Raw genomic sequence first — 26,564 nt, forward strand, 5'->3', positions numbered from 1 at the left:
CGAACTGGCCATGGTCGAGATCGGGATGGGCCGGGTCGCCCGTCGCACTTACGAACTCAGCGAAATCAGCATCGTGCCGTCGCGGCGCACCCGCTCGTCGCAGGACGTCTCGACGGCGTGGCAACTCGACGCCTACCGGTTTGAGATCCCGGTGATCGCGCACCCGACCGATGCCCTGGTGTCGCCGGAATTCGCCATCGAGCTCGGCCGCCTCGGCGGGCTGGGCGTGCTCAATGGCGAGGGGCTCATCGGCCGGCACGCCGACGTGGAGGCCAAGATCGCCCAGCTGATCGAGGCCGCCGAGAAGGAGCCCGAACCCTCCGCGGCGATCCGGCTGCTGCAGGAGCTGCACGCCGCGCCGTTGGACCCCGACCTGCTGGGGTCGGCGGTGGCCCGCATCCGCGAGGCGGGGGTGACCACCGCGGTGCGCGTCAGCCCGCAAAACGCGCAGGCGCTCACGCCGGTGCTGCTGCAGGCCGGCATCGACCTGCTGGTCATCCAGGGCACCATCGTCTCCGCGGAGCGGGTGGCGAACGACGGCGAGCCGCTGAACCTGAAAACCTTCATCTCCGAGCTCGACGTCCCGGTGGTCGCCGGCGGGGTGCTCGACCACCGCACCGCGCTGCACCTGATGCGCACCGGCGCCGCGGGCGTCATCGTCGGCTACGGCTCGACGCGCGGCGTGACCACCAGCGACGAGGTGCTGGGCATCAGCGTGCCGATGGCCACCGCGATCGCCGACGCCGCCGCCGCGCGCCGCGAATACCTCGACGAGACCGGCGGCCGCTACGTGCACGTGCTGGCCGACGGCGACATCCACACCTCCGGCGAGCTGGCCAAGGCCATCGCCTGCGGCGCCGACGCGGTGGTGCTGGGCACGCCGCTGGCCGAGGCCGCCGAGGCCCTGGGCGGCGGGTGGTTCTGGCCGGCGGCCGCGGCGCACCCGTCGTTGCCGCGCGGCGCCCTGCTGCAGATCGCCGTCGGCGAGCGCCAGCCGCTGGCGCGCGTGCTGGGCGGCCCGTCCGACGACCCGTTCGGCAGCCTGAACCTGGTCGGCGGCCTGCGCCGGTCGATGGCCAAGGCCGGCTACTGCGACCTCAAGGAGTTCCAGAAGGTCGGGCTCACGGTCGGCAGCTGAAAGCCGGCCGCGGCCGGTCATTCGCGTCGCGCCAGGCCGTGCAAAAGTGCGTCGACCGCGTCGTAGATCAGCGTGTCGTCGAGCGGCTCGATCATCCTGTTGTTGCCCATCGTCGCGATGCCGTGCAGCGTGGCGAAAAGCACCGTCCCGATGCGCTCGGGATCCCCGGCGATCAGCTCACCGGTGGCTTGGCCGGTCTCGACGAGTCGCGCGACGGGCGCGAAGCTCGCGTCGCGGGTCCGTTTCAGCTCGTCGGGGGCGTCGGCCAAATACCTGCGTTGGGACATCAGGTCGACCAACGAGGGATGGCCGGTGGCGAAGCGAACGTAGGCCACCGCGACGTCGTTCACCATGGTGACGAAGTCACGGCCGTCGGGTTCGGCCGCCTGCGCCAAGGCGTGGCCGAGCCGCTCGAAACCGTCGGCCACCAGGGCGTCCAACAGCGCGGCCTTGTCCTCGAAATGCCGCCGCGGAGCGGCGTGACTCACGCCCACCGCGCGAGCCAGCTCCCGCAGCGACAGACCGTTGACGCCGGATACCCGCAGCGTGCGTTCCGCCTGCTCGAGCAGTGCCGCTCGCAGGGCGCCGTGGTGGTATCTGCCGTCGACCATGCCCCGCAGACTACAGCAATGTTGTCATTGACATCATTGTTGTCTCTGGCTACATTCGGGGTTCGTGCCGGAGTGAGGCGGCTCACAATCGAGGAGACCCGATGACGCGACAGGCCGCGACGCGGACGGTCCGAAGTTTCTGCCGGATCTGCACCTCGGTCTGCGGGATCCTGGTCGACGTCGACGGCGACACCGTGACCCGCGTGCGCGGCGACCGCGAGCATCCGCGGTCGAAGGGCTACACCTGCCCGAAGGGCCGTGCGCTACCCAAGATGCACCACCACCCGGACCGGATCGAGCGGCCGATGATGAGGGTCGACGGGGACCTGGTGCCCGCGACCTGGCAGGAGTGCCTCGACGATCTGGGCGCCCGGCTCAACGGCATCATCGCCGACCACGGCCCGCAGTCGGTCGGGATCTTCTTCGGCAGCGGTCTTGGCATGGACGCCGCGGGCTACCGGACGGCGCAGGCCTTGCACGCCGCCCTGGGCACCCCCGCGAAATTCAGCCCGATGACCATCGACGGTACGGCCAAGGTGCTGGTCTCCGATCTGGTGGGCGGCTCGATAGCGCTGTCCGGGCGCCCCGATTACGACAACGCCGAGTTCGTCCTGCTGATCGGCACCAATCCCGTTGTGTCACATGGTCACAACATCGCTATGCCCAACCCCAAGGGTTACCTGCGCGCGCTGACACAGCGGGCGGCGCTGTGGGTGATCGACCCCCGTCACACGGAGACCGCGCGGCTGGCCACCGGCCACCTTGCGCCGCGGCCGGGCACCGACTACGCCGTGCTGGCGTTCCTGGTTCGTGAATTGCTTTGCCAGGGAGCCGATTTCGACTTTCTCGCGCAGCACACCACCGGCTCCGACGCGCTGGCCGAAGCGGTCACGCCGTTCACGCTCGACCACACCGCGCGGATCACCGACGTCCCCGAAGCGGGGCTGACGCGGCTTCTGGCGGCGGTGCGACGCGCCGGGCGAGTGGCGGTGGAAACCGGAACGGGCGTGACCATGTCGGCCGGCGCCAACGTCACCCAATGGCTGTCCTGGGCGCTGATGGCGGTGACGGGGTCGCTGAACCGGCCCGGTGGCTACTGGTTCCACCCGGGTTACTGGTATCAGCTCGAAACGTTCGAACTGCCGGTGTCGCCGGCCGAGGGCTCGTTCGGGCCGGGGCCACGCAGCCGACCCGAAACGCGCTCGATGCTCGACGAATGGCCCTGCGCGGCGTTGGCCGACGAGATCGATGCCGGCAACATCCGGGCCCTGCTGAACCTGGGTGGCAGCCTGATCACCGGTTTCCCCGACGCCGACGTTTTGGTGCCGGCGCTGCGGAAGCTCGAGGTCCTGGCGACCGTCGAGATCATCGGCAATGAGACGACCCTGCTGTCCACCCACGTGCTGCCCACCAAAGACCAGCTGGAGCGCGCGGACGTGACGCTGTGGGATGTGCTGTTGACGCAGGTCGCCGCGCAGTACACGCCCGCCGTCGTGGCCCCGGTCGGCGATCGCCGGTCGGCCTGGTGGGTCCTCGCCGAATTGGGGCGACGGTTGGGCTACCAGCTCGCGGAGACCACCGGCGAGCAGGCCGGCGACGACGCGATGCTGGCGGCGGTTGCCGCGGGCGCACGGGCACCGCTGCGGCGGCTCGTCGAGGAGGGTTGCGCGGAGGAAAGCCACCAGCTGCCGGCGCCGTGGGTCGACAGGCACGTCGAGCGGCTCGGCGGGTGGCGGCTGGCTCCCCGGTTGCTGGTCGAGCAGCTGGCGACGCTCCCCGAGCCGGCCCCGCTGGTGCTGGTACCGCGGCGGCAGCGCAGCCAGTTGAACTCGCAGCTGGAATACCTGGGCGAGCCCGCCGAGATCCTGATTCACCCCGACGACGCCGCGGCGGCCGGCGTCCTCGATGCCCAGGCGGTGATCGTTTGCAGCGCCAACGGTGAGCTCACCGGGGTCGCCAGGCTCGACGCGTCAATCCGCCGCGGAGCGGTGTCGATACCCCATGGACACTCCGCAGCCGCCAACGTCAACCGGCTCACCAGTAAGGACGACCTCGATTCCATCACCGGGATGACCCGCTACTCCGGCGTTCCGATCACCGTGGGCCCCGCGTCATGACACCGCCCGAGATGCAGCCGGACCCGTTAGTGCCCAACGGTTTTCGCTCAGAGCGCGAGGCGTATCGCGTCGTCCAGTGGGCCACCGGCACCATCGGCCGCCGCGCTCTGCGGGGCATCATCGAACACCCGGGTCTGAGGCTGGTCGGCGTGCACGTGTACGCCCAAGACAAAATCGGCCGCGACGCGGGCGAGCTGTGTGGGCTCCAGGGCGCCGGGGCCACGGGTGTCACCGCGACGGCGACCCTGGACGAGATCGTGGCGCTCGGCGCCGACTGCGTGCTGTACATGCCCCGCATCCCCGACATCGACGCGCTGTGCCGCCTGCTGTCGGCGGGCGCCAACGTCATCACCACCTGCGGGCAATTCCACCATCCGCCGAGCATGGACCGCGATCTGCGGGCGCGGATCGAGGCGGCCTGCGCCGCGGGTGGCACGTCGATACACAGCACGGGCAGCAGCCCGGGATTCATCTCCGAAGCCATGCCACTGGTCGTGCTGTCCTTGCAACGGCAGCTCCGCAGCCTGACCATCGACGAGTACGCGGACATGTCGCGCCGCGATTCGCCGGAATTGATGTTCGACCTGATGGGTTTCGGCCGCCCGCCGGCGCCGTTCGAAGAGTTCCGCGCCGACTACCTGCGGTCGAGTTTCGGGCCCTCGCTGCAGTTGCTCGCGGACGCCGTCCGCCTACCCCTGGACTCCGTGCGGGCCAGCGGGGAGCTCGCCACCACCGCCAAGACGGTGCGGATCGCCGCGGGCACGTTGGAGGCGGGCACTGTCGCGGCGCAGCGCATCACGGTGGCCGGCATCCGCGACGGCCGACCTTTGCTGCAATTCCGCGCCACCTGGTACTGCGCCCGCGACCTCGAGCCCGACTGGGACGTCGCCGCCACCGGCTGGCATGTCGTGGTCGACGGTGACGCGCCCCTGGACATCGCCATGCGGATGCCGGTGCCCCTGGACCGGATGGCCGAGGTCTCGCCGGCCTACACCGCCAATCGCGCCGTCAATCTGGTGCCCGCCGTCTGCGCGGCCGCACCGGGCATCCGCTCGACCATCGACCTGCCGCAGGTCCCGGCGGCGCTGGGCTGACGGGCCGGGCCGCAAGACGACCTCCCTGGTTTGTTACCGGCCGGTAAGGCCATACTGGTGCGGTGAAGCCTGATTACGACGTCCTGATCATCGGTTCGGGATTCGGGGGGAGCGTCAGCGCGCTGCGGCTGACGGAAAAGGGCTACCGCGTGGGCGTGCTGGAGGCCGGACGGCGCTTCGCCGACGAGGAGTTCGCCGAAACCTCCTGGGACCTGCGCAAGTTTCTGTGGGCGCCCAAGCTGGGTTGCTACGGCATCCAGCGGATCCATCCCCTGAAAAACGTGATGATCCTGGCCGGCGCCGGGGTGGGCGGCGGCTCGCTCAACTACGCCAACACGCTCTACGTGCCGCCGGAGCCGTTCTTCAAAGACCGGCAGTGGTCGCACATCACCGACTGGCGCGACGAGCTGATGCAGCACTACGAGCAGGCGCAGCGGATGCTCGGCGTGGTGGAGAACCCGACGTTCACCGACGCCGACCGCGTCGTCAAGGAAGTCGCCGACGAGATGGGGTTCGGCGACACGTTCGTGCCGACCCCGGTCGGGGTGTTCTTCGGCCCCGACGGCACCAAGGCGCCCGGAAAGACCGTGCCCGACCCCTACTTCGGCGGCGCGGGCCCGGCCCGCACCGGCTGCCTGGAGTGCGGCTGCTGCATGACGGGCTGTCGCTACGGGGCCAAGAACACGCTGGTGAAGAACTACCTGGGGCTCGCGGAATCGGCTGGCGCACAAGTTCATCCGATGACGACGGTGAAGAGCTTCGAGCAGCGCCCCGACGGCCTGTGGGAGGTTCGCACGGTCCGCACCGGCAGCTGGCTGCGCCGCGACCGGCGGGCCTTCACCGCCGAATACCTGATCCTGGCCGCGGGCACCTGGGGGACCCAGCACCTGCTGTTCAACATGCGCGACAAGGGCAAGCTGCCCCGGCTGTCCAAGCGCCTGGGAATGCTGACCCGCACCAACTCCGAATCGATCGTGGGCGCCGGGCGGCTCGAGGTGACGCCGGACCTCGACCTGACCCACGGCGTGGCCATCACGTCGTCGGTCCATCCGACGTCCGACACGCACATCGAGCCGGTCCGATACGGCAAGGGCTCCAACGCCATGGGGCTGTTGCAGACGCTGATGACCGACGGCGCGGACCCGGAGGGCCCCCCGGGCAGCGCGGTGCCGCGCTGGAAGCAGCTGCTGGATCAGGCGCGGGCGGACCCGCGGCGCATGATGCGGTTGCTCAACGTCAGCCAGTGGAGCGAGCGCACCCTGATCGCGCTGGTGATGCAGCACCTGGACAACTCGATCACCACCTACACCAAGCGCGGCAAGCTCGGAATCCGTTGGTATTCCAGCAGGCAGGGCCACGGCCAGCCGAACCCCTCGTGGATCCCGATCGGCAACGAGGTGACCCGCCGCATCGCCGACAAGATCGACGGCGTGGCCGGCGGCACCTGGGGGGAGCTGTTCAACATCCCGCTGACGGCCCACTTCCTGGGCGGCGCGGTGATCGGCGACAGCCCCGAGACCGGCGTCATCGACCCGTACCACCGGGTGTATGGCTACCCGTCGATGTACGTCGTGGACGGCGCGGCGATCTCGGCGAACCTGGGCGTCAACCCGTCGCTGTCGATCACCGCGCAGGCCGAGCGGGCCGCGTCGCTGTGGCCGAACAAGGGCGAGAACGACGTGCGGCCCCTGCAGGGAGACACCTACCGGCGCCTGGACCCGATCGCGCCCGAGCACCCGGTGGTGCCCGGGCACGCCCCGGGTGCGCTGCGCCGGCTGCCGATCAACCCGGTCAGCACCGCGGGCTAGCCGGCGATGGCGCGCAGCTCGGCGCCGCTGACCACGCGGCTGCGCCGGCCGTGCACGTCGACGGGCACGTCGCCCATCAGGGTGACCCGATGCATGAGCCGGTGCTGGCCGTCGTAGTCGTCGATCGCCCGGTGCTGGGTCGCCCGGTTGTCCCAGATGGCGACGTCTCCGTACGCCCAGCTCCAGCGAATCGTGTTCTCGGGCTGGGTGATTCGTCGTTGCAGCAGTTCGAATAGCGCCGTCGACTCGTAGCTGTCCAGGCCGACGAAGCCGCGCACGAAGTCTCCCAGCAAAAGCGTCCGCTCGCCGGTCTCGGGGTGCACGCGCACGACCGGGTGTTCGGTCTGGAAGTCCGGCTTTTCGAACGCCTGCCGGAACGCCCGCTGCGCGTCGGTCAGCGCCTCGTTCGCGACATAGTCGTAGCGGTTGGTGTGCAGCGCCCACAAATCCTCGACGAGACGCTTGAGCGGTTCGGGCAGCGCGTCGTAGGCCGCCGCGGTGGACGCCCACAGCGTCGACCCGCCGTAGCTGGGCAGCGTGACCGCGCGCAGGATCGACGCCGCGGGGTAGTTGGCGGCGAACGTGACGTCGGTGTGCCAGCGGGTGGCCTTGCCGTACTCGGAGTTGATCGGCGTGATGATCGGCGCGTTGTCGGCGGCCAGCACCGAGGCGGCCGGGTGACCGATCGGGGTGCCCAGCAGGCGCGCGAACGCCAGCTGCTGCTGGTCGTCGAGGTGGTCCTGGCCGCGGAAGAAGATCACCTTGTGCGTCAACAAGGCCCGCCGGATTTCCCCGACGCTGCCGTCGTCCAGGTCGCCGCCCAGGCGGACGCCGTCGAGTCGGGCGCCGATGCGGCTGCCCAGCTTGGTGACGGTGATCGAGTGGCCCATTTTCGTCCTCTTCGACTCGTAGCTGTAGTCAACTGACTACATGCGCTAGTGTAGTCATATGACTACAGGTTCGGCAAGGGCCGGCCGGAAAAACCCCACGGGGCGCGAGCAGGTGGCGCCCGCCATCCTGGAGGCGGCCACCGACCTGTTCGCCGAACGGGGTCCGGCCGCGACCTCGATCCGCGACATCGCCGCGCGGTCAAATGTCAACCACGGCTTGGTGTTTCGTCACTTCGGCACGAAGGACCAGCTGGTCGGCGCGGTGCTGGATCACCTGGGCGCCACCACCACCGAGCTGCTACAGGCAGACCCGTCGTCCGCCGAGGCCGAACGGGCGATGGACCGCCACCTGCGCGTCATGGCCCGCACCCTGCTCGACGGCTATCCCGCCGGCAAGCTGCAGACGCGGTTCCCCGGCGCCTCCCAACTGCTCGAGCGCATCCGCCCGGCTTACGGTCCGGGCCGCGAGGGGGACCGCGGCGCGCGCCTGGCCGTGGCGAATGCCTTTGCGCTGCAGTTCGGTTGGCGGCTGTTCGCGCCGTTCCTGCGGTCGGCGACCGGGCTCGACGACATGACCGACGACGAGCTGCGCAAGGCTGTCGTCGACGAGATGGCCCGGATCATCGAACCTCACTGAGTGCGCGCCAGGGCGCGCCGGCGCAGCGGCTCGCGTCCCGGCGGCTGCTGCGGGGTCGGCAGCAGCGGCTTGCGCGCGTGCAGCGCGATCGTCGCCGGGGACTCGGTGGTCAGCGTGATCTCCTGACCGGCGTGCCGCAGGCACAGCTCGGAACCGGGCCCGTCGTCGACCGTGTAGGTGACCTCGGAGTGGTTGACGTCCACGGTCAGCCGGAAGTCGCGCCACCGCAACCGAAACCGCAGGCGCGAGATGCCGTCGGGCAGTTGGGGGTCCAGCGACAGGATGCCCTCGTCGTCGCGCAGCCCGCCGAACCCCACGACCAGCGCCATCCAGGCGCCGGCCAGCGAGGCCATGTGCAGCCCGTCCCGGGTGTTGTGGTGCAAATCGCGGAGGTCGATCAACCCCGCCTCGTACGCGTAGTCGTGGGCCAGCTCCATGTGCCCGACCTCGGCGCACATCACCGCCTGGGTGCAGGCCGACAGCGACGAGTCGCGCACCATGCGCCGCTCGTAGTAGTCGACGTTGCGCGCCTTCTGCTCGGGCGTGAACGCGTGGCTCTGCCACTGCATGGCCAGCACCAGGTCGGCCTGCTTGATCACCTGGGCGGGGTAGAGCCGCACGTAGGCGTAGTGCAGCAGCAGCGGGTAGCTGGAGTTTTTCTCGAAGTCCCACTCCGCGCGGGTGGTGAAGCCCTCGCACTGTTGGTGGACGCCCAGCTCGGCGTCGTAGGGGATGTTGACGCGGCTGGCGGCGTCGCGCCAGGAGGCGGCCTCCTCGGTGGTGACGCCGAGCTCCTCGGCCTCGTCCGGGTGGCGGTTGCAGGCTTCGGCTGCGGTGACCAGGTTGTGGGCCGCCATCAGGTTGGTGTAGACGTTGTCGCGCACGATCGCGGTGTACTCGTCGGGGCCGGTGACCCCGTCGAGGTGCCACACGCCGTGGCGGTCGTGGTGCCCGATCGACATCCACAGCCGGGCCGTCTCGACCAGCACCTTCAGGCCGCACTCCTTTTCCAGGTCGTGGTCGCCGGTCACCACGCGGTACCGCTCGAAGGCCATCGCGATGTCGGCGTTGACGTGCCAGGCCGCCGTGCCGGCGGGCCAGTACGCCGAGCACTCCTGGCCGCGGATGGTCCGCCACGGAAAGCTGGCCCCGGCCAGGCCGAGTTCGGCCGCCCGCTCCTTGGCCAAATCCATCGTCGACGCCCGCCACCGCAGCGCGTCGGCGACGGCATGGGGTGCGGTGTAGCTGAGCACCGGCAACACGTAGGCCTCGGTGTCCCAGAAGGCGTGGCCGTCGTAGCCCGTTCCGGTGAGGCCCTTGGCGGGGATCGCGCGCCGTTCGGCGCGCGCGCTGGCCTGCAGCAGGTGAAACATCCCGAACCGGACCGCCTGCTGCGACTCCGGGTCGCCCTCGACCTCGACGTCGGCGTTCTCCCAGAAGTCGTCGAGGTAGGCGCGCTGCGCGTCGACCAGCCCCTGCCAGCCGGTGTAGCGGGCGCTGTGGATCGCCGCGGCGGCCTGGTCGCGCAGCGCCGGGCGCGAGCGCATGCTCGACCAGCCGTAGGCCAAATACTTGACGATGCGCAGCTTCTGGCCCGCGCGCAGCCCGCAGATCACCGTCGTCCGGGCCAGGTCCGGGCGGGCGTCGGTGCTGAACTCGACGCGCCCGGGCACGTCGATCTCGTGGTCCATCGCGGCGGACATCATCAGCGCGCTGGCCCGGGTCCGGTGCATGAGCAGCGCTCCGGTTTCGGTGCTTTCGTGGTCGACGGCCTCCAGGGGGTTTTCCAGGATGGCCGACACCCGCGGGTCGTCGGAGGTCTGCGGCTGGTCCTCGTTGGCGACGAGCTCGGACTGCACGGTCACGCGGACGAACTGTTCGACGGCCTCGACGACGTACTCGATCGCGGCGACGCCGCGCTGGGCCAGCGACACCAGCCGGGTGGACACCACCTTGACCTGCTTGCCGTTGGGCGAGGACCAGTGCGCGCGGCGGGTCAGCGTCCCGGCGCGCAGGTCCAGGACGCGCTCGTGGGAGAGCAGCTCGCCGTAGCGGACGTCGAACGGCTCGTCCTCCACCAGCAGCCGGATGATCTTGCCGTTGGTGACGTCGACGATCGTCTGGCCGGCCTCGGGGTAGCCGTATCCCGCCTCGGCGTAGGGCAGCGGCCGGATCTCGTAGAACGAGTTCAGGTAGGTGCCGGGCAGGCCGTGCGGTTCGCCCTCGTCGAGGTTGCCGCGCAACCCGATGTGCCCGTTGGACAGGGCGAACAGCGATTCCGACTGGGCCAGCAGGTTCAAGTCGAGCCGGGTCTCGCGGACCTGCCACGGTTCGACGGGAAAGGCTTCTTCAGTAATCATCGGGGAGCATGCCTCACAGCAGGTCGGCCAGGTCGGTCACCACCACGTCGGCGCCGTTGCGGCGCAAATCGTCGGCCTGGCCCACCCGGTCGACGCCCACCACGTAGCCGAAGTTACCGGCACGTCCGGCCTGCACGCCCGAGAGGGCGTCTTCGAAGACGGCCGCGGCCTTGGGGCCGACGCCCAGCAGCTCGGCCCCGCGCAGGTAGGAGTCGGGGGCGGGCTTGCCGGCGATGTGCTCCTCGCGCAGCGTGACCCCGTCCACCCGCTGCTGGACGAACCGGTCGAGGCCGGTGATCTGCAGGACGTCGCGGGTGTTGGCGCTCGAGGACACCACGGCGATGCCCAGGCCGGCCTGCGAGGCGGCCTCCAGGTAGCGCCGCGAGCCCTCGAATACCTCGACGCCGTCGTCGTGCAGGACCTTCTGGAACATCTCGTTCTTGCGGTTACCCAGCCCATTGACGGTTTCGGCGTCGTCCGGGTCGTCCGGCTCGCCCTCGGGCAGCTCGATGCCGCGGCTCCGCAGAAACGACCGGACCCCGTCCTCGCGCTTCTTGCCGTCCACGTACAGGCGGTAGTCCGCGGACGCGTCGAAGGGGACGAACTTTTCCCCGGTTCTCGTGGCCCGCTCGCGGAGGTAGGCGTCGAACATGGCCTTCCAGGCCTTGGTGTGCACGCTGGCGGTGTCGGTGAGCACACCGTCGAGGTCGAACAGGCAGGCACGTACCTTCTCGGGCAGACCCAGCACGGGTACCTCACTCTCCGGTGTCGGGGTGATAGCTAAAGCGATACCCACTCCACCATGCCGAGATGTCTGCCGCCAGCAATCACCGGGAATCGGCGGCGTGGCGCGTGACGCGCGCCGTGTCCGCGGGCCGGTGGTGGGTAGCGCCGATCCGGAAACTAGTTGTGCCGCCACGGTTCAACCTCTGCTCACGGCCTGGCGTCGCTCATTTCTGCGCCTTCGTCCATGCGGTGATGAGCGGGGGCAGCGTGATGAGGGCGTCGGCGGCCCGCGCCTCTTACCGGAATCGCGGCACGAACTCGTCGATGTCGAGCCCGTCGATGGCGAAGCCCCCGTCTTCCGCGGCCGGGGAGACCAGCCGCCGGACCGCCGCGGCGCAGGCCAGCATGTCGGCGTCGGCGGCGGTGCCGCTCGGCGTGCCCCGCGTCAGCCGCGGCGCGCCCAGGCCGGCGTCGGCGAAGACCGTGTGCGGCGTGGTGCCGAACCGCGTGCTGAGCCCCATGGCCTCGAAGGCGCGGACGATGCCCGTTATGACCCGATCGAACAGCGGCAGGTTCGGGACGCTGCGCGCCGCGGCGATGTCGTTCTCGGAGAACGAAAACGCAATGCAGCCAAGCCCCTTTCGGCGGCGCGGGCGCGGGCCAGCTCGACCATCGCGGGCGCGGCGTCGACGCCGAGGACGCTTCCCGTCGGACCGACCGGCCGGGCGGCGGCGAACGACACGCCGGGAACGCGCGGTCGACGGCGTCGCGCACGGAGCCGGCCTGTGGTGCGGGCAGCCGACCGATCACCTTGTGCGCCAACGCCATTGAGTGGCGCATCGCGTCGGCGGGCAATCCCGTCAACGTGGTCGCACCGAGGTGCCCCGAGTACACCGACGCGAAGATGCTGCCGGCGATGGCCACGCCGAGGGTGCCGCCCAGTTCGCGGGTGGTGTCGTTGACGGCCGAGCCGACGCTGGCCTTGTCGGCGGGCAGCGATCCCATGATGGCCTCGGTGGCCGGCGCCGAGCAGCAGCATCTGCAGGGCGATCTGGGGGTAGGGCGTCGCGGCGTCCGCCGTGGACGCCCATGCCAGGCCGGCGGCGACGACGGCGGTGGTGCCGATCCGCTCGGCCAGCCGCGGCCCCAGGACGCTGGCCAGCGCGATCGGGGCGGCGACCGGCAGCAATCGCACGCCGCTCTGAAATGCCGTGTATGCCGGCGCCGATCGGGCGCACCGTGTACACGCTTTCCGACCCGGGCTGGGAGCATGCTGCCGGTTTTGCAGAGCGTCGCCTGGTTCGGGCTGGACCGGTTGGACCCGATCGGGGACGGGCCGACGGCGCCGCTGAACGGGTTCTTGGCGGGATTTCTCTCGGTTTCGACTCGCGCGGCGCCGCCGGCCTGGAAGCGACGATCGCATCGAAATAGACGGCCGCCGTTTCGGGTTCGCCGTGACCCGCGGTCGGCTCGCCGCGGGGCGGGGTGAGCCGTCGGTGACGCTCAAGGCCAGCGCGGCGGACCTCGTCAAAGCGCGCCTCGGGGCCAGCGAGGCCAAGCGCAGGGGGGCGCTGCGGCGCCTCGAGTTCAAAGGCGACCCCGAGGTCGTCGACGCGGTGCGCCGGGCGTTTTCGCTGTCGGCGTAGGAGCCACCACGCTGAACCACGCCAGGAGCCGGCCCGAGCCGAGCCACTAAGCTGGCTGCCGTGGAAACACCCTCACCGCGGCCCGTACTGGTGGTCGACTTCGGTGCGCAATACGCGCAGCTGATCGCCCGCCGGGTCCGCGAAGCGCGGGTCTTTTCCGAGGTCATCCCGCACACCGCCTCGGTCGAGGAGATCAAGGCCCGCAACCCGGTGGCGGTCGTGCTCTCCGGCGGACCGGCCAGCGTCTACACCGAGGGCGCGCCGCAGCTCGATCCGGCGCTGTTCGACCTGGGCCTGCCGGTGTTCGGCATCTGCTACGGGTTTCAGGCGATGGCGCAGACCCTGGGCGGCACCGTCGCCCACACCGGCAGCAGCGAATACGGCCGAACCGAACTGAAAGTCCTTGGCGGCGAACTGCATTCGGGTCTGCCCGACGTTCAGCCGGTGTGGATGAGCCACGGCGACGCCGTCACGGCCGCGCCGGACGGGTTCGACGTGGTGGCCAGCAGCGCCGGCGCCGCGGTGGCCGCCTTCGAGAACCGCGGCCGGCGGCTGGCCGGTGTGCAGTACCACCCCGAGGTGATGCACACCCCGCACGGCCAGCGGGTGCTCAGCCGGTTCCTGCACGACTTCGCCGGGCTGGGCGCGGAGTGGACGCCGGCCAACATCGCCGACGCGCTGGTCGAGCAGGTGCGCGCGCAGATCGGTGACGGCCATGCGATCTGTGGGTTGTCCGGCGGGGTGGACTCGGCGGTGGCCGCCGCGCTGGTGCAGCGGGCCATCGGCGACCGGCTGACCTGTGTCTTCGTCGACCACGGGCTGCTGCGCGCCGGCGAGCGCGCCCAGGTGCAGCGCGACTTCGTCGCCGCCACCGGCGCCAACCTGGTCACCGTCGACGCGGCGGACACCTTCCTGCAGGCGCTCTCGGGGGTGACCAACCCCGAGGGCAAGCGCAAGATCATCGGCCGCCAGTTCATCCGCGCGTTCGAGGGCGCCGTGCGAGACATCGTGCGGGAGAGCGGGGCCGACACGGATTCTCAGGTCGAGTTCCTGGTGCAGGGCACGCTGTATCCCGACGTGGTGGAGTCCGGCGGGGGCAGCGGCACCGCCAACATCAAGAGCCACCACAACGTCGGCGGCCTGCCCGGCGACCTGAAGTTCAAGCTCGTCGAGCCGCTGCGGCTGCTGTTCAAGGACGAGGTGCGCGCCGTCGGACGCGAGCTGGGGCTGCCGGAGGAAATCGTTGCGCGCCAACCGTTCCCGGGGCCGGGGCTGGGCATCAGGATCGTCGGGGAGGTCACCGCCAAGCGGCTCGAGACGCTGCGGCGCGCCGACTCGATCGCGCGCGAGGAGCTGACCGCGGCGGGGCTGGACAACCAGATCTGGCAGTGCCCGGTGGTGCTGCTGGCCGACGTGCGCTCGGTGGGCGTGCAGGGCGACAACCGCACCTACGGGCACCCGATCGTGCTGCGGCCGGTGTCCAGCGAGGACGCCATGACCGCCGACTGGACCCGGGTGCCCTACGAGGTGCTGGAGCGCATCTCGACGCGCATCACCAACGAGGTGCCCGAGGTCAACCGCGTGGTGCTCGACATCACCAGCAAGCCGCCCGGCACCATCGAGTGGGAGTAGGCCGGCGGCTTTCCCGCGGCACCCGGCCAGTTGCGAAGACACGCCTCACGCGCGCTTTTTGACACATCGGCCCCACCAGCACCGGGCGCATAAAGCAGCCTCTTGGGTTTCTTGACGGTTGTCGGAGGGCGGGTGTTAACTCCAGCTGTATCGAACATACATTCGAACAACGCTGGCAGGAGGCTTCGTCATGACCACGGCTTTGGCCTCCGCACACGGCCGCAAAAACCGCGCTGACCAGCTGGAATCGCTGCGGCGACGGATGGCTGAAATCTCCGGGAAGGCCGTCGCCCCCGCCGAGGATTTGCTGCCGGAATCGGAAGCGCATGTGGCGTTGCCGCCGTGGCTGGCGGAGTCGCTGCCGGCGCCGTTGCCGCGCGGGACGGTGGCGGTGTGCTCGGGGGCCCGGTCGATGCTGCTGGGCATCGTGGCCGCGGTGACGGCGGCCGGCGGCAACGTCGCCATCGTCGGCCACCCGGACATCGGGCTGCTGGCCGCCGCGGAGATGGGCGCGGACCTGAGCCGGCTCGCGGTGATCCCGGATCCGGGAACCGACCCGGTGGAGGTGGCCGCGGTGCTCATCGACGGCATGGACCTGGTGGTGCTCGGCCTGGGCGGGCGGAAGGTGCCGCCGACCCGGGCCCGGGCGGTGGTGGCCCGGGCCCGCAACAAGGGCTGCACCCTGCTGGTCACCGACGGCGACTGGCAGGGGGCGCCGACGCGGCTGGCGGCCCGGGTCTGCGGCTACGAGCTCACGGCCGGAGGCCGGCCGGGATTCGGCCGGATCGGCAGGGTGCGGCTGCAGGTCAGCGGGATGTGCGCGGGCAGACGGGTGATCGGCCGGGCGCGAGCCGGGTGAAGTCGGGTGGCTCCTTCCCCCTCTGGTTCCCGGGTTTTGGCGATCTGGTGCATGGACTGGCCCGCGGTCGCGGCGGCGGCGGCGGCCGACCTGCCGGCGACGGCCCCGGTGGCGGTCACCCTGGCCAACCGGGTGATCGCCTGCTCGTCGGCCGCCCGCGCGGCCGGGGTGCGCCGGGGGCTGCGGCGCCGCGAGGCGGCCGCGCGGTGCCCGCACCTGCACGTCACCACCGCCGACGCCGACCGCGACGCCCGCTTCTTCGAAGGCGTGATCGCGGCGGTGGACGACCTGGTGCCCCGCGCCGAGGTGCTGCGGCCCGGGCTGCTGGTGTTGCCGGTGCGCGGGGCGGCCCGCTATTTCGGCTCCGAACAGCAGGCCGCCGAGCGGCTGATCGACGCGGTGGCTGTGAGTTCAGTGGCCGGCGCCGAGTGTCAGGTCGGCATCGCCGACCAGCTGTCCACCGCGGTGTTCGCCGCGCGGGCGGGCCGCGTGGTGGAGCCGGGCGGCGACGCCAGGTTCCTGTCGGTGCTGTCGATCCGGCAGCTGGCCACCGAGCCGAGCCTGTCCGGCCCGGGACGGGAAGAGCTGACGGACCTGTTGTGGCGGATGGGAATTCGCACCATCGGGCAGTTCGCCGCGCTGTCGGCTACCGACGTGGCTTCCAGGTTCGGCGCCGACGGGGTGGCCGCGCACCGGTTCGCCCGCGGCGAACCCGAGCGGGGCCCGTCCGGGCGGGAACCGCCGCCGGAACTGGTGGCCGTGCTCGACTGCGATCCGCCGATCGACCGGGTCGATGCCGCGGCATTCGCCGGCCGCTCGCTGGCCGGCACGCTGCACCAGGCGCTGATAGCGGCCGGGGTGGGCTGCACCCGGCTGGCCATCCACGCCGTCACCGCCAACGGCGAAGAGCTGCAACGGGTTTGGCGGTGCGCCGAGCCGTTGACCGAGGACGCCACCGCCGACCGGGTGCGCTGGCAACTGGACGGGTGGCTGAGCAATCGCACCGCCGACCGGCGGCCCACCGGGCCGGTGACGCTGTTGCGGTTGCAGGCGGTGGAGGTGGTGTCCGCCGAGGCGCTGCAGCTGCCGCTGTGGGGCGGCCTGGGGGAGGAGGACAGGCTGCGGGCCCGCCGGGCGCTGGTGCGGGTGCAGGGCCTGCTCGGCCCGGAGGCGGTGCGGGTGCCGGTGCTGTCCGGGGGCCGCGGGCCCGCCGAACGCATCACCCTGACCCCCCTGGGCGACGAGCCCGTGCCGCGGGCCGATCCCGGCCCGCCCTGGCCCGGGCAACTGCCGGAACCCTCGCCGGCCGTCCTGTTCGACGATCCGGTGGAATTGCTTGACGCCCAAGGCAACCCGGTGCGCGTTACCAACCGGGGGCTGTTTTCGGCCGAACCCGCGCGGCTGACCGTGCGCGGCCGCGACGAGCCGCTGTGCTGGTGGACCGGGCCGTGGCCGGTCGACGAGCGGTGGTGGGATCCCGAGGCAAAGGGCCGCACCGCCCGCGCCCAGGTCCTGCTGGAGGGCGAGCGGGCGTTCCTGCTGTGCTACCGCCAGCGGCGCTGGTACCTGGAGGGCAGCTACGAGTGACTAGCCGACGGGCCGCAACGCATCTGGCGTCAGGTCCTTCAGCGAGGCGTACCCGTCGACGGCCATGATCAGGTCCGCCTCGGCCAACATTGAACGCAGCACGTGCACGATGCCGTCGACCCCGCCCAGCGCCAGGCCGTAGGCGTACGGGCGGCCGATCCCCACCGCGGTCGCCCCCAGCGCCAGGGCCTTGATGACGTCGGCCCCGCTGCGAACCCCCGAGTCGAACAGCACCGGCAGCCCGTCGGCGGCCTCCAGCACCCCGGGCAGGCAGTCCAGCGTTGGAAGCCCGCCGTTGGCCTGCCTGCCGCCGTGGTTGGAGCAGTAAATGCCTTCGACGCCAATGTCTTTGGCGCGGCGGACGTCGTCGGGGTGACAGATCCCCTTGACCAGCAGCGGCAGGCTGGTCTCCGACCGCAGCCACTCCAGGTCACTCCACCGGAACGGCCCGCCGAAGATCGGCAGCTTGCGCACCGCGGCCTCGGTGGCGTCCTCGCCCGGTTGCAGGCCGGCGCGGAAGACCGGGTCGGAGGTGTAGTTGCTCAAACACCCGCTGGGCACCTGCGGGTAGTTGCCGGCGCTCAGGTCGCGCGGGCGCCAGCCGGTCACCCAGGTGTCGAGGGTGACCGCGATGGCCTTGAACCCGCACGCCTCGGCGCGGTGCACCAGGCTCGCCGCCATCTCGCGATCGGGCGGCGTGTACAGCTGGAAAAAGCTTGGGGTGTCGCCGACTTCACGCACGACGTCCTCCATCGGGTCCGACGTCAGCGTTCCCACGAAGAACGGCACGCCGGTGCGCGCGGACGCCCGCGCCGCGGCGATGTCGCCGTGGCCGTCCTGGGCGCACACGCCGATCACACCGATGGGCGCCATGAAGATCGGCGACGGCAAGGCGATGCCGAACAGCTGCACCGACATGTCACGCCGGTCGGGGGCGATGCCCATGCGCGGGTACAGGCCCCACCGCTTGAAGGCCTCGCAGTTGGCCCGCTGGGTGTGCTCGTCGCCGGCCCCGCCCGCGACGTAGCCGAGCACCTTGGGCGGCATCGCCGCGGCCGCCTTGGCCTCCAGGTCGGCGAAGTTGATCGGGTAGGGCGGCTGCCGGCCGGCCTGCCCCTGCTCGTACAGCTCGTTTTGATACTCGGCGAACGCCATGGGGAGGCCTCCTAATCGCTTGTGGCCCAAAGCCTTCGGGACAAGAGGGTGGCGGCGACGGCGCCGGCGCCCAGCGCGGCCACCGGAATCGCGATCCGGGCGGCGCGGGTGCGCCTGCCGGGTTCGGGCCGAGCCGGGGGAGCGGCGGAGCCGATGTCGGCCGACGCGTTGGCCATCGCGAGGACCTGGCCCAGATGCAGCGCCTTGGCCGAGCCCGAGTCGGCGATCTGCGTCTGGCACGAGAACCCGTTGGCCACCACCAGGGCGCCCGGATTCTCCCGGATCGACGGCAGCAGCGCCTGCTCGCCGCAGTCGAGCGAAAGTTGGTACTTGCCTTGCTCGAACCCCCACGAGCCGGCCAGCCCGCAGCAGCCGCTGGAGACCGGCACGACGTCGACGCCCGTCTGCCGCAAGACCTTTTGGTCGGCGTCGACGCCGCCGGTGGCCCGCTGGTGGCAGTGGCCCCACAGCAGCGCCCGCGCGCCGGACACCGCGGGGACGTCGATGTCGAACGACGCGACGAACTCGGCGAAGTGATAGCTGTTGCGCGCCAACCGGTCCGCGTCGTCGTCGTGCGGGAAGAGCTTCTTCAGTTCGTCCTTGAACACGGCCAGGCAGCTCGGCTCCATCCCGACGATCGGTGTGCCGGAACGGATCTCGTCGTGCAGTCGCCCCAGCACGTGCCGCAGGTAGCGCTCGGCGGCGTCGAGGAAGCCGTAGTCGTACAGCGGGCGGCCGCAGCAGATGTGCCCCATCGGCATGACGACCCGCCAGCCCGCCGCCTCGAGCGCCTCCACGCACGCCACCCCGACGTCGGTGTGCAGGCGGTTGTTGAACGTGTCGGGGAACAGGACGACCCGGCGCCCGCCGGGGTTGACCACCGCGCGCCCCGAAAACCACCGCTGCAGCGTCGTCGGCGCGAAGGTGGGCAGCGGCCTGCGGCGGTCGATCCCGGCCAGCGCCTTGGCGATTCGCGCGAGCCCGGGCGTCTGGGTGGCGAAGTTGGCCAGTTCGGGCATCGCGCTGGCCAACCGGGCGGCCTGGTCGATGAACCCGAACGCATAGGCGCAGCGCGGCCGCCAGCGGCGCGGCGACCGGAAGTGGTGGTAGAAAAACTCGGCCTTGTAGGTGGGAACGTCGACGTCGACCGGGCAGTCGCTGGTGCAGCCCTTGCACGCCAAACACAGGTCCAGCGCGTCGGCCACCTCGCGGGACTGCCAGCCGTCGGTGATCACCTCGCCGCGCAGCATCTCGAACAGCAGCCGCGCCCGGCCGCGGGTCGAATGCTTCTCCTCCCGGGTGACCTGGTAGCTGGGGCACATCGTGCCCTGCGCCTCGGGCACCCGGCATTTGCCGACACCGACGCAGCGCAGCGCGGCGTGCGAAAAATCGCCGCCGTCCTCGGTGTAGGCGAACTTCACCTTCGGCCGCGCCGGGTTGTAGTCGGCGCCGAGCTTGAGGTTTTCGTCGAACCGGTAGGCGTCGATCACCTTGCCGGGGTTCATCTTCCACTCGGGGTCCCAGATCAGCTTGAACTTGCGCATCGCCTCGAGCAGCCGCGGGCCGTACTGCTTGCCGAGCAGCTCGGCCCGTTGCTGCCCGTCGCCGTGCTCGCCGGACATCGAGCCGCCGTAGGACGCCACCAGGTCGCCGGCGGCCTCCATGAACCGGCGATAGGTGCGCAGCCCCTCGGGGTGCCGCAGGTCGAAATCGATCCGGGAATGGATGCAGCCCTCGCCCAGGTGCCCGTACATGGCGCCGCGCAGGCCGTGCTCGGCGTACAACCGCCGCAGGTCGCGCAGGTAGTCGCCGACCCGCGGCGGCGGCACGGCCGAGTCCTCCCATCCGGGCCAGTGATCGCCGCTGTCGGCGGGAAACGCCGTCGAGCCCAGGCCGGCCTCGCGGATCGCCCACAGCTCCTCGCTGTTCCCGCCGTCCTGCTTGCTGCGCGACACCGCGATGCGGTCGTCGTCGTAGCCCCGCTCGTCGCGCAGCCAGCGGGCGAATTCCTCGGCGCGGGAAGAAGATTCGCCGGGCTCGTCGGAGCCGAACTGCACGAACGCCCACGCCCCGGTGGCCTTGGGCCCCGGCAGCGCCGCCCGGCCGGCCGCGTTGACGCCGGTCAGCTCCTGGTTGTGCACGAGCAGGTGGTCGACCGCCTCGAGCCCGATCGGCTTCCATTCCATGATGTCGGGCACCGCGTCGCCGGCCTCGCCGATCGAGTCGTACTGGACCACCACCAGGGTGCGGTGCGCCATCGCCGGGGTGAGCAGGACCGTGGCGGTCAGCGCCACCGCGCAGGTGCTCTCGGTACCCACCAGCGCGCGGGCCACGTTGAACCCGTTCTCGGGCAGCAGCTCGTCGAGGTTGTAGCCGGAAACCCGGCGCGGCAGCTCGTCCACCGACGGGTAGCCCCGCCGGATGTCGTCGGCGTACTCGTCGCGCAGGTCCCGCAGCGCCGCATAGATTTCGCCCTTGCGGCCCCCGGCGGCGACGATGGCGTCGAGGTCCTTCTCCTCGTCGACGCCGACGGTGAACCGCGCGCCGTCGTAGGTCACGATGTCCAGCGCGTGGGTGTTGTCGGAGGTTCGCGGTCCCGGACCATACAGGTGCGACTGAATCGAGTGCACCCCGCACGAGTTGTTGCCGATGTTGCCGCCCAGGGTGCACCGCGAGTGCGACGACGGGTCGGGCCCGAACACCAACCCGAATTCCCCGGTGGCCCTGTTGAGTTGTTCGTTGATCACGCCGGTCTGCACGGTGGCCAGCCGCCGCCTTGGGTCGATGTCGATGACCTCGGTGAGGTACTTCGAAAAGTCCATCACCACAGCCACATTCACGGTCTCACCCGACAGGCTGGTGCCGCCGCCCCGGCACAGCACCGGGGCGTGGTAGGCGTGGCAGGCCCGCACCGTCTGCACCACGTCGTCGAGCGTCCTGGGCACCACCACCCCGATCGGGACCTGCCTGAAGTTCGACGCGTCGTTGGCGTACATCGCCAAGGTGGCGTTGTCGAACCGGACTTCGCCGTCGACGCGGCGGCGCAGCTGGTTTTGCAGGCCGGTGACGTTGACCCGGTCGGCGGCCATCCCGGCGGCGAAGCGCGGGTCCGGGCGGGCCGGCACCGTCCGCACCCGGTCGGCGCGGAGCAGGTTCATCCGCCGTCGCCCCGGCGGCCGAAGATCGCGTGGCTGCCCCACTGGCGCAGATGCTCGACGATGAGGTCGGCGGTTTTGGGCATGTCGCTCCTCGTATCGGGCTGTGTGGGCCACCCGGCATCGCCGTCATCGGCCGGTTGCCGCCGATAAGTGCCAATGGCAACGATTGCCGGGGGCCACGATCTGTCGGCTACCCTCGGCGGTGGCGGTCAAAACGGTGCAGAGGTGGGTTTTCCCGGTCGTGTTCGGGTAGTCCCCCGGCATGGCTTTGCGCGCGAGCGTTGCGATCCCGATCGAGTCGGTACAGGCCTCGGCGTACACCATCCCGACCGACGCGCCCGAGTCCGACGGCACCCTGGCGTGGGACTCCACGACCTTCGTTCTGGTCAGCGTCCGGGCCGGCGGGCAGGTCGGGACCGGCTACACCTATGCGGGCACGCCGGTCGTCGCCGTGGTGAGCTCCAAGCTGGCCGACGTGCTGTCCGGCGAGGACGCGTTGCAGCCGCCGGCCCGGTGGGCCCAAATGCAGCACGCGGTGCGCAATCTCGGCAAGCCCGGGCTGGCCGCCGAGGCGATTTCGGCCGTCGACATCGCGCTGTGGGACCTGCGCGCCCGGCTGCTGGACGAGCCGTTGGTGATCGCGCTCGGCGCCATCCACGACGCGACACCGATCTACGGCAGCGGCGGCTTCACCTCCTATGACCACGACACCCTGCGCGCCCAGCTCGCCGGCTGGGCGGAGGCCGGCATCCCGCGGGTCAAGATGAAGGTCGGACGCGACCCCGACGCCGACGTCGGCCGCGTCGAAGCCGCCCGGTCGGCGATCGGTGACGACGTCGAGCTGTTCGTCGACGCCAACGGCGCCTACCACCGCAAGCAAGCGCTGTGGTGGGCGCACAGCTTCGCCGACTACGGCGTGCGCTGGTTCGAGGAGCCGGTGAGCTCCGACGACCTCGAGGGCCTGCACCAGCTGCGCGAGCACGGCCCCGCCGGGATGGACATCGCCGCCGGCGAATACGGCTATCACCTGCCGTACTTTCACCAGATGCTGGCCGCCGGCGCGGTGGACTGCCTGCAGGCCGACGTCACCCGGGCCCTCGGCATCACCGGTGTGCTCAAAATCGCCGCGCTGTGCGACGCGCGGGGCATGGACCTGTCGCTGCACTGCGCGCCGCAGATCAGCGGCCAGGTCGGCACCGCCGTCTGGCATATGCGCCACCTGGAGTATTTCCACGACCACATCCGGATCGAGGGGCTGGCGTTCGACGGCACCCTGAAACCCCAGCCGGGCGGGGTGCTACGGCCCGACCGCTCGGCGCCGGGACACGGGTTGACCGTCAAGCGCGCGGATCTCGAGCGGTTCCGGGTTGCCTGAGCGCCGACAGCCGGCGCGCGAACGGCCCGACCCGCTCGACGAACCGGTCGAAGAACGCCGCGGGGTCGACCCCGATGCCGATCAGCGCGTTGGGTTTCCGGGCGCCCGACCGGTCGGCGGCCGTCACACCCCGGGTCGCGGTGTCGGCCAGCTCGATGTCCACCGTCGCCGCCCGGGTCGACACCAGCGCCGGGTCGAGAGCCACCGCGGCGGCCAGCGGGTCGTGCATGAACGCCACGTAGCCGTGTCCGCGGGCCTGGTGGGATTCGAAGTAGAACCGCACCGCGTCCTCGATCACCCGGACAAGGGGCGACGGTCCCGCGGCGGCCGCGAGACCGGCCAGGATGTCCGGCGTCATGGCGACGCGCCGGGTCAGATCCAGGCCGCAGACGACCGGAAGCTGTTGGCGCCCAGCCCAAGCCGCGAAGACCGCGCTCGCCGCCTCGGGATCGACCCGGATGTTCCATTCGGCCATCGGGTCGGTGTCGGCGCCGAACGCGCCGCCCATGATCACCAGCCGCCGCAGCAGCGTCGGCAGCGCGGGCTCGGCGCGCAGGGCCAGCGCCAGGTTGGTCAGCGGGCCGGTGACCAGACCGATCAGCTCACCGGGATGCTCGCGCGCCGCGGCCACCCACGCCGCGGCGGCGTCGCGCCCGGCGAGCCGGCGATCGGTAGGGGGCAGCTCGGCGTAGCCCAAGCCCTTGTCGCCGTGGAACTTCGACCGCTGCGGCCAGCGGCCACGCAACGGGTCGTCGGCGCCCTTGAAGACGGGAATGTTTGGCGCGCAGCATAATTCGAGCAAGCCCAGGTTGTTGGCGCACACCTGCGCGACGTGGATGTTCCCACCGGTGCAGGCGATGCCCACCAGCTCGGCGTCGGCGCTGGCCAGCAGGTAGATCAGCGCCATCGCGTCGTCGATGCCGGTGTCGGCGTCGACGAAGACGGTGTGCACGGCGGTGATCCTATGGCCAGGCCGAGGCGAAGGTGATCACCAGGACGTCGCGCTGCGCCGGCCCCGACCCGTCGACGGGTCGGATCGGCGAGACGCCGTGCACGGTGCGGCGGTCGTCGCCCAGCATCAGCGTGCCGGGCTCGGCCAGCGTCGCCTTCAGCAGCCTCCGGCCCGTCAGGTCGCACACCGTGCTCTCGCCGCCGACGGCGTTGCGCCGCGCGACCAGCAGCGAGGTGACCAGCGTGACGCCGTCGCGGTGCATGCCTTCGGGCGTCGGGAGGCCGTTCCCGTCGGCCGCCGACCGGATCCGGAACGGGTGCACCTTGACGTTCCACTCCGCGACGTCGTCGAGGGCTCCCGCCAGCCGGGCCAGCAGCCGAATCACCCTGTGCAGCAGGGGGTCTCGGTCGAACCCGGCGGTCAGCGGTTCGAACCGGCGGTCCCTGCCGATGTAGAGCGGGTTGGAGTCCTCCGGCTGGGCGAAGACGCCGATGGGCACCCGCCGCGCGAGCCCGTCGCGCACCGCGTACTGGCCGTACCGGCGCAGCCGCTGCACCCCCAGCTCCGCCGCGTAGGGGTCGGGCGCCAGGTGCCGCCAGTGCCGGGCGAACCGGGCCCATTCCTCCTGGCCCACCCCGAGGCTGCGCGTGGTGTCCAGCGCGGGCATCACGGCGGCGCCCGTCGTGGTGAGCATCCGGGCGGCGGCGGCCACCGGGTCGGCGTCGGTCCGCTCGTCGCAGAGAATCACGGCGCCGGAATACCGCAATCCGGCGCCGGCAAAACCCGCCCGCCTACCAATGCACCCCGGGCACCAGGCGCGCCAGCCGCTTGACCGGCCGGGGCGTGCGGATGCCGCCGGCGGCGGCGCGGGCCGGGCGCTTGGGCCGGCGCATCGGCGCCGCCGCGGTGTCGGTCGCCAGCCCACGGGCCGCGGCCGAATCGGGATAGCCCAGGTAAAGCTGGTGCAGGATGCGCCGCGAAATGCGCGGCGCGAAGTAGTTGCCGGCTTCCGCGAGGGTGCCCAGCGGCGTGTCGATGCGCGCCGGCTTCTCGACCAGCCCGCGCACCACCATCGCCGCCGCGTGCTCGGGGCTGATCGCGGGCACCGGGTTGAGCCGATGCGACGGCGCGATCATGGGCGTGCGGACCAGCGGCATGTGGATGTTGGTGAAGGTGATGTGGTCGGAGAGCGTCTCGGAACCCACGACGTCGGCGAACGCGTCCAGCGCCGCCTTGGTGGGCAGGTACGAGCTGTACCTGGGGTTGCGGGCCTGCACGCCGGCGCTGGAGACGTTGACCACGTGACCGAAGCGCCGCTCGCGCCAGTGCGGCAGCAGCGCCAGCACCATCCGCACGGCGCCGAAGTAGTTGACCGCCATCACCCGTTCGTAGTCGTGCAGCCGGTCGGTCGAGTTGACCACCGAGCGCCGGATCGACCGGCCGGCGTTGTTGACCAGGTAGTCGACGTGGTCGAAGCGGCCCAGGATGTCCTTGACGGTGTGCTCTACCGAGGTGGAATCGGTGACGTCGCAGGTGAAGGCGTGCGCCTGCCCGCCGCCCGCGCGGATCTCGGCCACCAGCGCGTCCAGCGCCTCGGCGTTGCGGGCCAGCGCGAACACCGTCGCGCCCTTTTCGGCGACGGCGATCGCCGACGCCCGCCCGATGCCGCTGGACGCGCCGGTGATGATGACGTGCCGGCCGCGCAGCGGATGGGCGCGACGGGCGCGATCGGGGTCGAGGTGCTCGGCCCAGTACCGCCACAGCCGGGGTGCGTAGGCGGCGAAGTCGGGGACCTCGATGCCGGTGCCGCGCAACGCTTCCCGGGTGCGGTCGCTGGCAAAGGTGGGCTTGAGGTCGACCACGTCGAAGATCTCGGCGGGGATGCCCAGCTGGGTGGCGGCCATGTCGCGCAGCACCCTGGCCCGGCCGCGCGCCTTGAGCACCGGCGCGGCCGCCGAACGCGGCAGCGACCCGCGCAGCGGCGGCAGGCCGGCGGCCCTGGCCACACCGCGGTAGATGCCGCGCAGCCCAATGGTTTTCGGTGCGGTCAGGTGGAACGTCTGGCCGTCTCGCCCCTCGGCGTGCATGAGCGCCACGAGCGCGTCGACGACGTAGTCGACGGGCACGACGTTGGTGCGGCCGGTGTCGGGCAGCAGCATCGGGGTCAACCTGGGCAGCACGGCCAGCTTGGCCAGCGCGCCGAAGAAGTAGTACGGCCCGTCGACCTTGTCCATCTCGCCGGTGCGCGAATCGCCGACCACCACCGCCGGGCGGTAGACGCGGTAGCGCAGGCCGGGCGCCGAGCGCACCAACGACTCCGCCTCGAACTTCGTCCGGTGATACGGGGTCGGCAGCGGCTGGCCGACGTCGAAGTCGTCCTCGGTGTACTCGCCGGGGAAGTCGCCCGCCACGGCGATCGACGAGACGTGGTGCAGCGTCGCGCCCAGCCGCCGCGCGAGCCCGATCACCGCCCGCGTCCCCTCGACGTTGGCGGCCCGCTGCTCGGCCTCCGCGGCGGTGATGTCGTAGACCGCGGCGCAGTGCACGATGTGGTCGACCGGGCCCAGCTCGGCGAGGGTCTCCTCGGTCAGCTCCAGCTCGGGCAGCTCGCCGACCAGCGGCCTCGCCCGGTCACCCCACTCGGCGGCGAGGCGTTCGAAGCGGCCCAGCGAGCGGCGCCGGACCAGCACCCAGACGTCGGCCTCCGGGCGCGTCTCGAGGAGGCGCGACACGACGCGGCGACCGATAAACCCGGTACCGCCGGTAACGACATACCGCATGCAAGCCATCGTGGTGCCTCGGGGCCGCACCGTCAACCA

The 26,564-nt window shown here is 71.2% G+C and carries 20 protein-coding genes and 1 pseudogene; 10 read left to right on the plus strand and 11 right to left on the minus strand.

The genetic code is table 11. The annotated features are described in order from the left end of the window. Nucleotides 1-10 precede the first annotated feature (10 nt). Complete coding sequence (locus AWC19_RS17590; RefSeq protein ID WP_085079373.1) at nt 11-1,138, plus strand: GuaB3 family IMP dehydrogenase-related protein; 1,128 nt, start codon at nt 11-13, stop codon at nt 1,136-1,138. Between the two features lie 17 nt (nt 1,139-1,155). Here AWC19_RS17590 and AWC19_RS17595 read toward each other — a convergent pair whose 3' ends face one another. Continuing rightward, a complete protein-coding gene (locus AWC19_RS17595) occupies nt 1,156-1,749 on the minus strand; it encodes a TetR/AcrR family transcriptional regulator (RefSeq protein WP_085079327.1) in 594 nt (197 codons plus the stop codon). A gap of 101 nt (nt 1,750-1,850) precedes the next feature. Between AWC19_RS17595 and AWC19_RS17600 the strand changes: the two genes are divergently transcribed. From AWC19_RS17600 to AWC19_RS17610, 3 genes are all read left to right on the plus strand, one after another. Then, complete coding sequence (locus AWC19_RS17600) at nt 1,851-3,866, plus strand: molybdopterin-containing oxidoreductase family protein (RefSeq protein ID WP_085079328.1); 2,016 nt, start codon at nt 1,851-1,853, stop codon at nt 3,864-3,866. Beyond that, the gene (locus AWC19_RS17605; protein ID WP_245849080.1) at nt 3,863-4,960 is read left to right on the plus strand and encodes an NAD(P)H-dependent amine dehydrogenase family protein; all 1,098 of its coding nucleotides are present in this window, start codon (nt 3,863-3,865) and stop codon (nt 4,958-4,960) included. Before AWC19_RS17600 ends, AWC19_RS17605 begins: the two co-directional genes overlap by 4 nt. Before the next feature lie 62 nt (nt 4,961-5,022). Beyond that, nucleotides 5,023-6,768, plus strand: a complete 1,746-nt coding sequence (locus tag AWC19_RS17610; RefSeq protein ID WP_085079329.1) for a GMC oxidoreductase — start codon at nt 5,023-5,025, stop codon at nt 6,766-6,768. Here the strand turns inward: AWC19_RS17610 and AWC19_RS17615 are convergent. After that, nucleotides 6,765-7,658, minus strand: coding sequence for a TauD/TfdA dioxygenase family protein (locus AWC19_RS17615; protein ID WP_085079330.1), 894 nt, complete (start codon nt 7,656-7,658; stop codon nt 6,765-6,767). The two genes, AWC19_RS17610 and AWC19_RS17615, sit on opposite strands and share 4 nt — an antisense overlap. A gap of 58 nt (nt 7,659-7,716) precedes the next feature. Between AWC19_RS17615 and AWC19_RS17620 the strand changes: the two genes are divergently transcribed. After that, nucleotides 7,717-8,295, plus strand: coding sequence for a TetR/AcrR family transcriptional regulator (locus AWC19_RS17620; protein WP_085079331.1), 579 nt, complete (start codon nt 7,717-7,719; stop codon nt 8,293-8,295). On the opposite strand, the gene AWC19_RS17625 is transcribed toward AWC19_RS17620, so the two are convergent. The 4 genes and pseudogenes from AWC19_RS17625 to AWC19_RS31420 form a co-directional block, all read right to left on the minus strand. Continuing rightward, the gene (locus tag AWC19_RS17625) at nt 8,289-10,655 is read right to left on the minus strand and encodes a glycoside hydrolase family 65 protein (protein ID WP_085079332.1); all 2,367 of its coding nucleotides are present in this window, start codon (nt 10,653-10,655) and stop codon (nt 8,289-8,291) included. The two genes, AWC19_RS17620 and AWC19_RS17625, sit on opposite strands and share 7 nt — an antisense overlap. A gap of 13 nt (nt 10,656-10,668) precedes the next feature. Further along, entirely contained in the window at nt 10,669-11,445 is a 777-nt protein-coding gene (locus AWC19_RS17630) for a beta-phosphoglucomutase family hydrolase (protein ID WP_245849090.1), read from the minus strand. A 232-nt stretch (nt 11,446-11,677) separates the two neighbouring features. After that, nucleotides 11,678-11,902, minus strand: a complete 225-nt coding sequence (locus AWC19_RS17635) for a hypothetical protein (protein ID WP_085079334.1) — start codon at nt 11,900-11,902, stop codon at nt 11,678-11,680. 226 nt (nt 11,903-12,128) lie between these two features. Further along, nucleotides 12,129-12,597 (minus strand): annotated as a pseudogene (locus AWC19_RS31420) (MFS transporter); the annotation flags it as partial. Between the two features lie 238 nt (nt 12,598-12,835). Here AWC19_RS31420 and AWC19_RS30730 point away from each other — a divergent pair. The 4 genes from AWC19_RS30730 (at nt 12,836) to AWC19_RS17660 (ending at nt 17,105) form a co-directional block, all read left to right on the plus strand. Beyond that, a complete protein-coding gene (locus AWC19_RS30730; RefSeq protein ID WP_245849082.1) occupies nt 12,836-13,027 on the plus strand; it encodes an SCP2 sterol-binding domain-containing protein in 192 nt (63 codons plus the stop codon). Nucleotides 13,028-13,087: 60 nt separating this feature from the next. Continuing rightward, nucleotides 13,088-14,659, plus strand: coding sequence for a glutamine-hydrolyzing GMP synthase (gene guaA / locus AWC19_RS17650; RefSeq protein ID WP_085079335.1), 1,572 nt, complete (start codon nt 13,088-13,090; stop codon nt 14,657-14,659). A 190-nt stretch (nt 14,660-14,849) separates the two neighbouring features. After that, nucleotides 14,850-15,518 carry a hypothetical protein gene (locus tag AWC19_RS17655; protein ID WP_085079336.1) on the plus strand — a complete coding sequence of 223 codons (669 nt, stop codon included), beginning with the start codon at nt 14,850-14,852 and terminating at the stop codon, nt 15,516-15,518. A gap of 51 nt (nt 15,519-15,569) precedes the next feature. Next, nucleotides 15,570-17,105 carry a DNA polymerase Y family protein gene (locus AWC19_RS17660; protein ID WP_085079337.1) on the plus strand — a complete coding sequence of 512 codons (1,536 nt, stop codon included), beginning with the start codon at nt 15,570-15,572 and terminating at the stop codon, nt 17,103-17,105. Here the strand turns inward: AWC19_RS17660 and AWC19_RS17665 are convergent, their stop codons facing one another. Both AWC19_RS17665 and AWC19_RS17670 read right to left on the minus strand, forming a co-directional pair. Then, nucleotides 17,106-18,260 (minus strand): alpha-hydroxy-acid oxidizing protein, encoded by a 1,155-nt coding sequence (locus tag AWC19_RS17665; protein WP_085079338.1) that lies wholly within the window; start codon nt 18,258-18,260, stop codon nt 17,106-17,108. A gap of 11 nt (nt 18,261-18,271) precedes the next feature. Further along, nucleotides 18,272-21,418 carry an FAD-binding and (Fe-S)-binding domain-containing protein gene (locus AWC19_RS17670; RefSeq protein ID WP_085079339.1) on the minus strand — a complete coding sequence of 1,049 codons (3,147 nt, stop codon included), beginning with the start codon at nt 21,416-21,418 and terminating at the stop codon, nt 18,272-18,274. A 262-nt stretch (nt 21,419-21,680) separates the two neighbouring features. Here AWC19_RS17670 and AWC19_RS17675 point away from each other — a divergent pair, with 262 nt between their 5' ends. Continuing rightward, the gene (locus AWC19_RS17675) at nt 21,681-22,793 is read left to right on the plus strand and encodes an enolase C-terminal domain-like protein (protein ID WP_085079340.1); all 1,113 of its coding nucleotides are present in this window, start codon (nt 21,681-21,683) and stop codon (nt 22,791-22,793) included. On the opposite strand, the gene AWC19_RS17680 is transcribed toward AWC19_RS17675, so the two are convergent. The 3 genes from AWC19_RS17680 to AWC19_RS17690 all read right to left on the minus strand — a co-directional run bounded on the left by AWC19_RS17680 (nt 22,756) and on the right by AWC19_RS17690 (nt 26,525). Continuing rightward, nucleotides 22,756-23,754 (minus strand): nucleoside hydrolase, encoded by a 999-nt coding sequence (locus tag AWC19_RS17680; protein ID WP_142281264.1) that lies wholly within the window; start codon nt 23,752-23,754, stop codon nt 22,756-22,758. The genes AWC19_RS17675 and AWC19_RS17680 overlap by 38 nt on opposite strands. Before the next feature lies 1 nt (nt 23,755). Further along, complete coding sequence (locus AWC19_RS17685) at nt 23,756-24,439, minus strand: 2OG-Fe dioxygenase family protein (protein ID WP_085079375.1); 684 nt, start codon at nt 24,437-24,439, stop codon at nt 23,756-23,758. A gap of 97 nt (nt 24,440-24,536) precedes the next feature. Then, the gene (locus tag AWC19_RS17690; protein ID WP_085079342.1) at nt 24,537-26,525 is read right to left on the minus strand and encodes an SDR family oxidoreductase; all 1,989 of its coding nucleotides are present in this window, start codon (nt 26,523-26,525) and stop codon (nt 24,537-24,539) included. Nucleotides 26,526-26,564 lie beyond the last annotated feature (39 nt).

It is taken from the genome of Mycobacterium palustre (assembly GCF_002101785.1).
In the GTDB taxonomy this organism is placed as follows: domain Bacteria; phylum Actinomycetota; class Actinomycetes; order Mycobacteriales; family Mycobacteriaceae; genus Mycobacterium; species Mycobacterium palustre.

Coding starts and splice junctions, on each gene's coding strand:
- AWC19_RS17590 (WP_085079373.1), top strand. CDS start 11: ATGGTCGAGATCGGGATGGGCCGGGTCGCCCGTCGCACTTACGAACTC.
- AWC19_RS17595 (WP_085079327.1), bottom strand. CDS start 1,749: ATGGTCGACGGCAGATACCACCACGGCGCCCTGCGAGCGGCACTGCTC.
- AWC19_RS17600 (WP_085079328.1), top strand. CDS start 1,851: ATGACGCGACAGGCCGCGACGCGGACGGTCCGAAGTTTCTGCCGGATC.
- AWC19_RS17605 (WP_245849080.1), top strand. CDS start 3,863: ATGACACCGCCCGAGATGCAGCCGGACCCGTTAGTGCCCAACGGTTTT.
- AWC19_RS17615 (WP_085079330.1), bottom strand. CDS start 7,658: ATGGGCCACTCGATCACCGTCACCAAGCTGGGCAGCCGCATCGGCGCC.
- AWC19_RS17620 (WP_085079331.1), top strand. CDS start 7,717: ATGACTACAGGTTCGGCAAGGGCCGGCCGGAAAAACCCCACGGGGCGC.
- AWC19_RS17625 (WP_085079332.1), bottom strand. CDS start 10,655: ATGATTACTGAAGAAGCCTTTCCCGTCGAACCGTGGCAGGTCCGCGAG.
- AWC19_RS17635 (WP_085079334.1), bottom strand. CDS start 11,902: ATGGGGCTCAGCACGCGGTTCGGCACCACGCCGCACACGGTCTTCGCC.
- AWC19_RS17655 (WP_085079336.1), top strand. CDS start 14,850: ATGACCACGGCTTTGGCCTCCGCACACGGCCGCAAAAACCGCGCTGAC.
- AWC19_RS17660 (WP_085079337.1), top strand. CDS start 15,570: ATGGACTGGCCCGCGGTCGCGGCGGCGGCGGCGGCCGACCTGCCGGCG.
- AWC19_RS17665 (WP_085079338.1), bottom strand. CDS start 18,260: ATGGCGTTCGCCGAGTATCAAAACGAGCTGTACGAGCAGGGGCAGGCC.
- AWC19_RS17670 (WP_085079339.1), bottom strand. CDS start 21,418: ATGAACCTGCTCCGCGCCGACCGGGTGCGGACGGTGCCGGCCCGCCCG.
- AWC19_RS17675 (WP_085079340.1), top strand. CDS start 21,681: ATGGCTTTGCGCGCGAGCGTTGCGATCCCGATCGAGTCGGTACAGGCC.
- AWC19_RS17685 (WP_085079375.1), bottom strand. CDS start 24,439: ATGCTCACCACGACGGGCGCCGCCGTGATGCCCGCGCTGGACACCACG.
- AWC19_RS17690 (WP_085079342.1), bottom strand. CDS start 26,525: ATGCGGTATGTCGTTACCGGCGGTACCGGGTTTATCGGTCGCCGCGTC.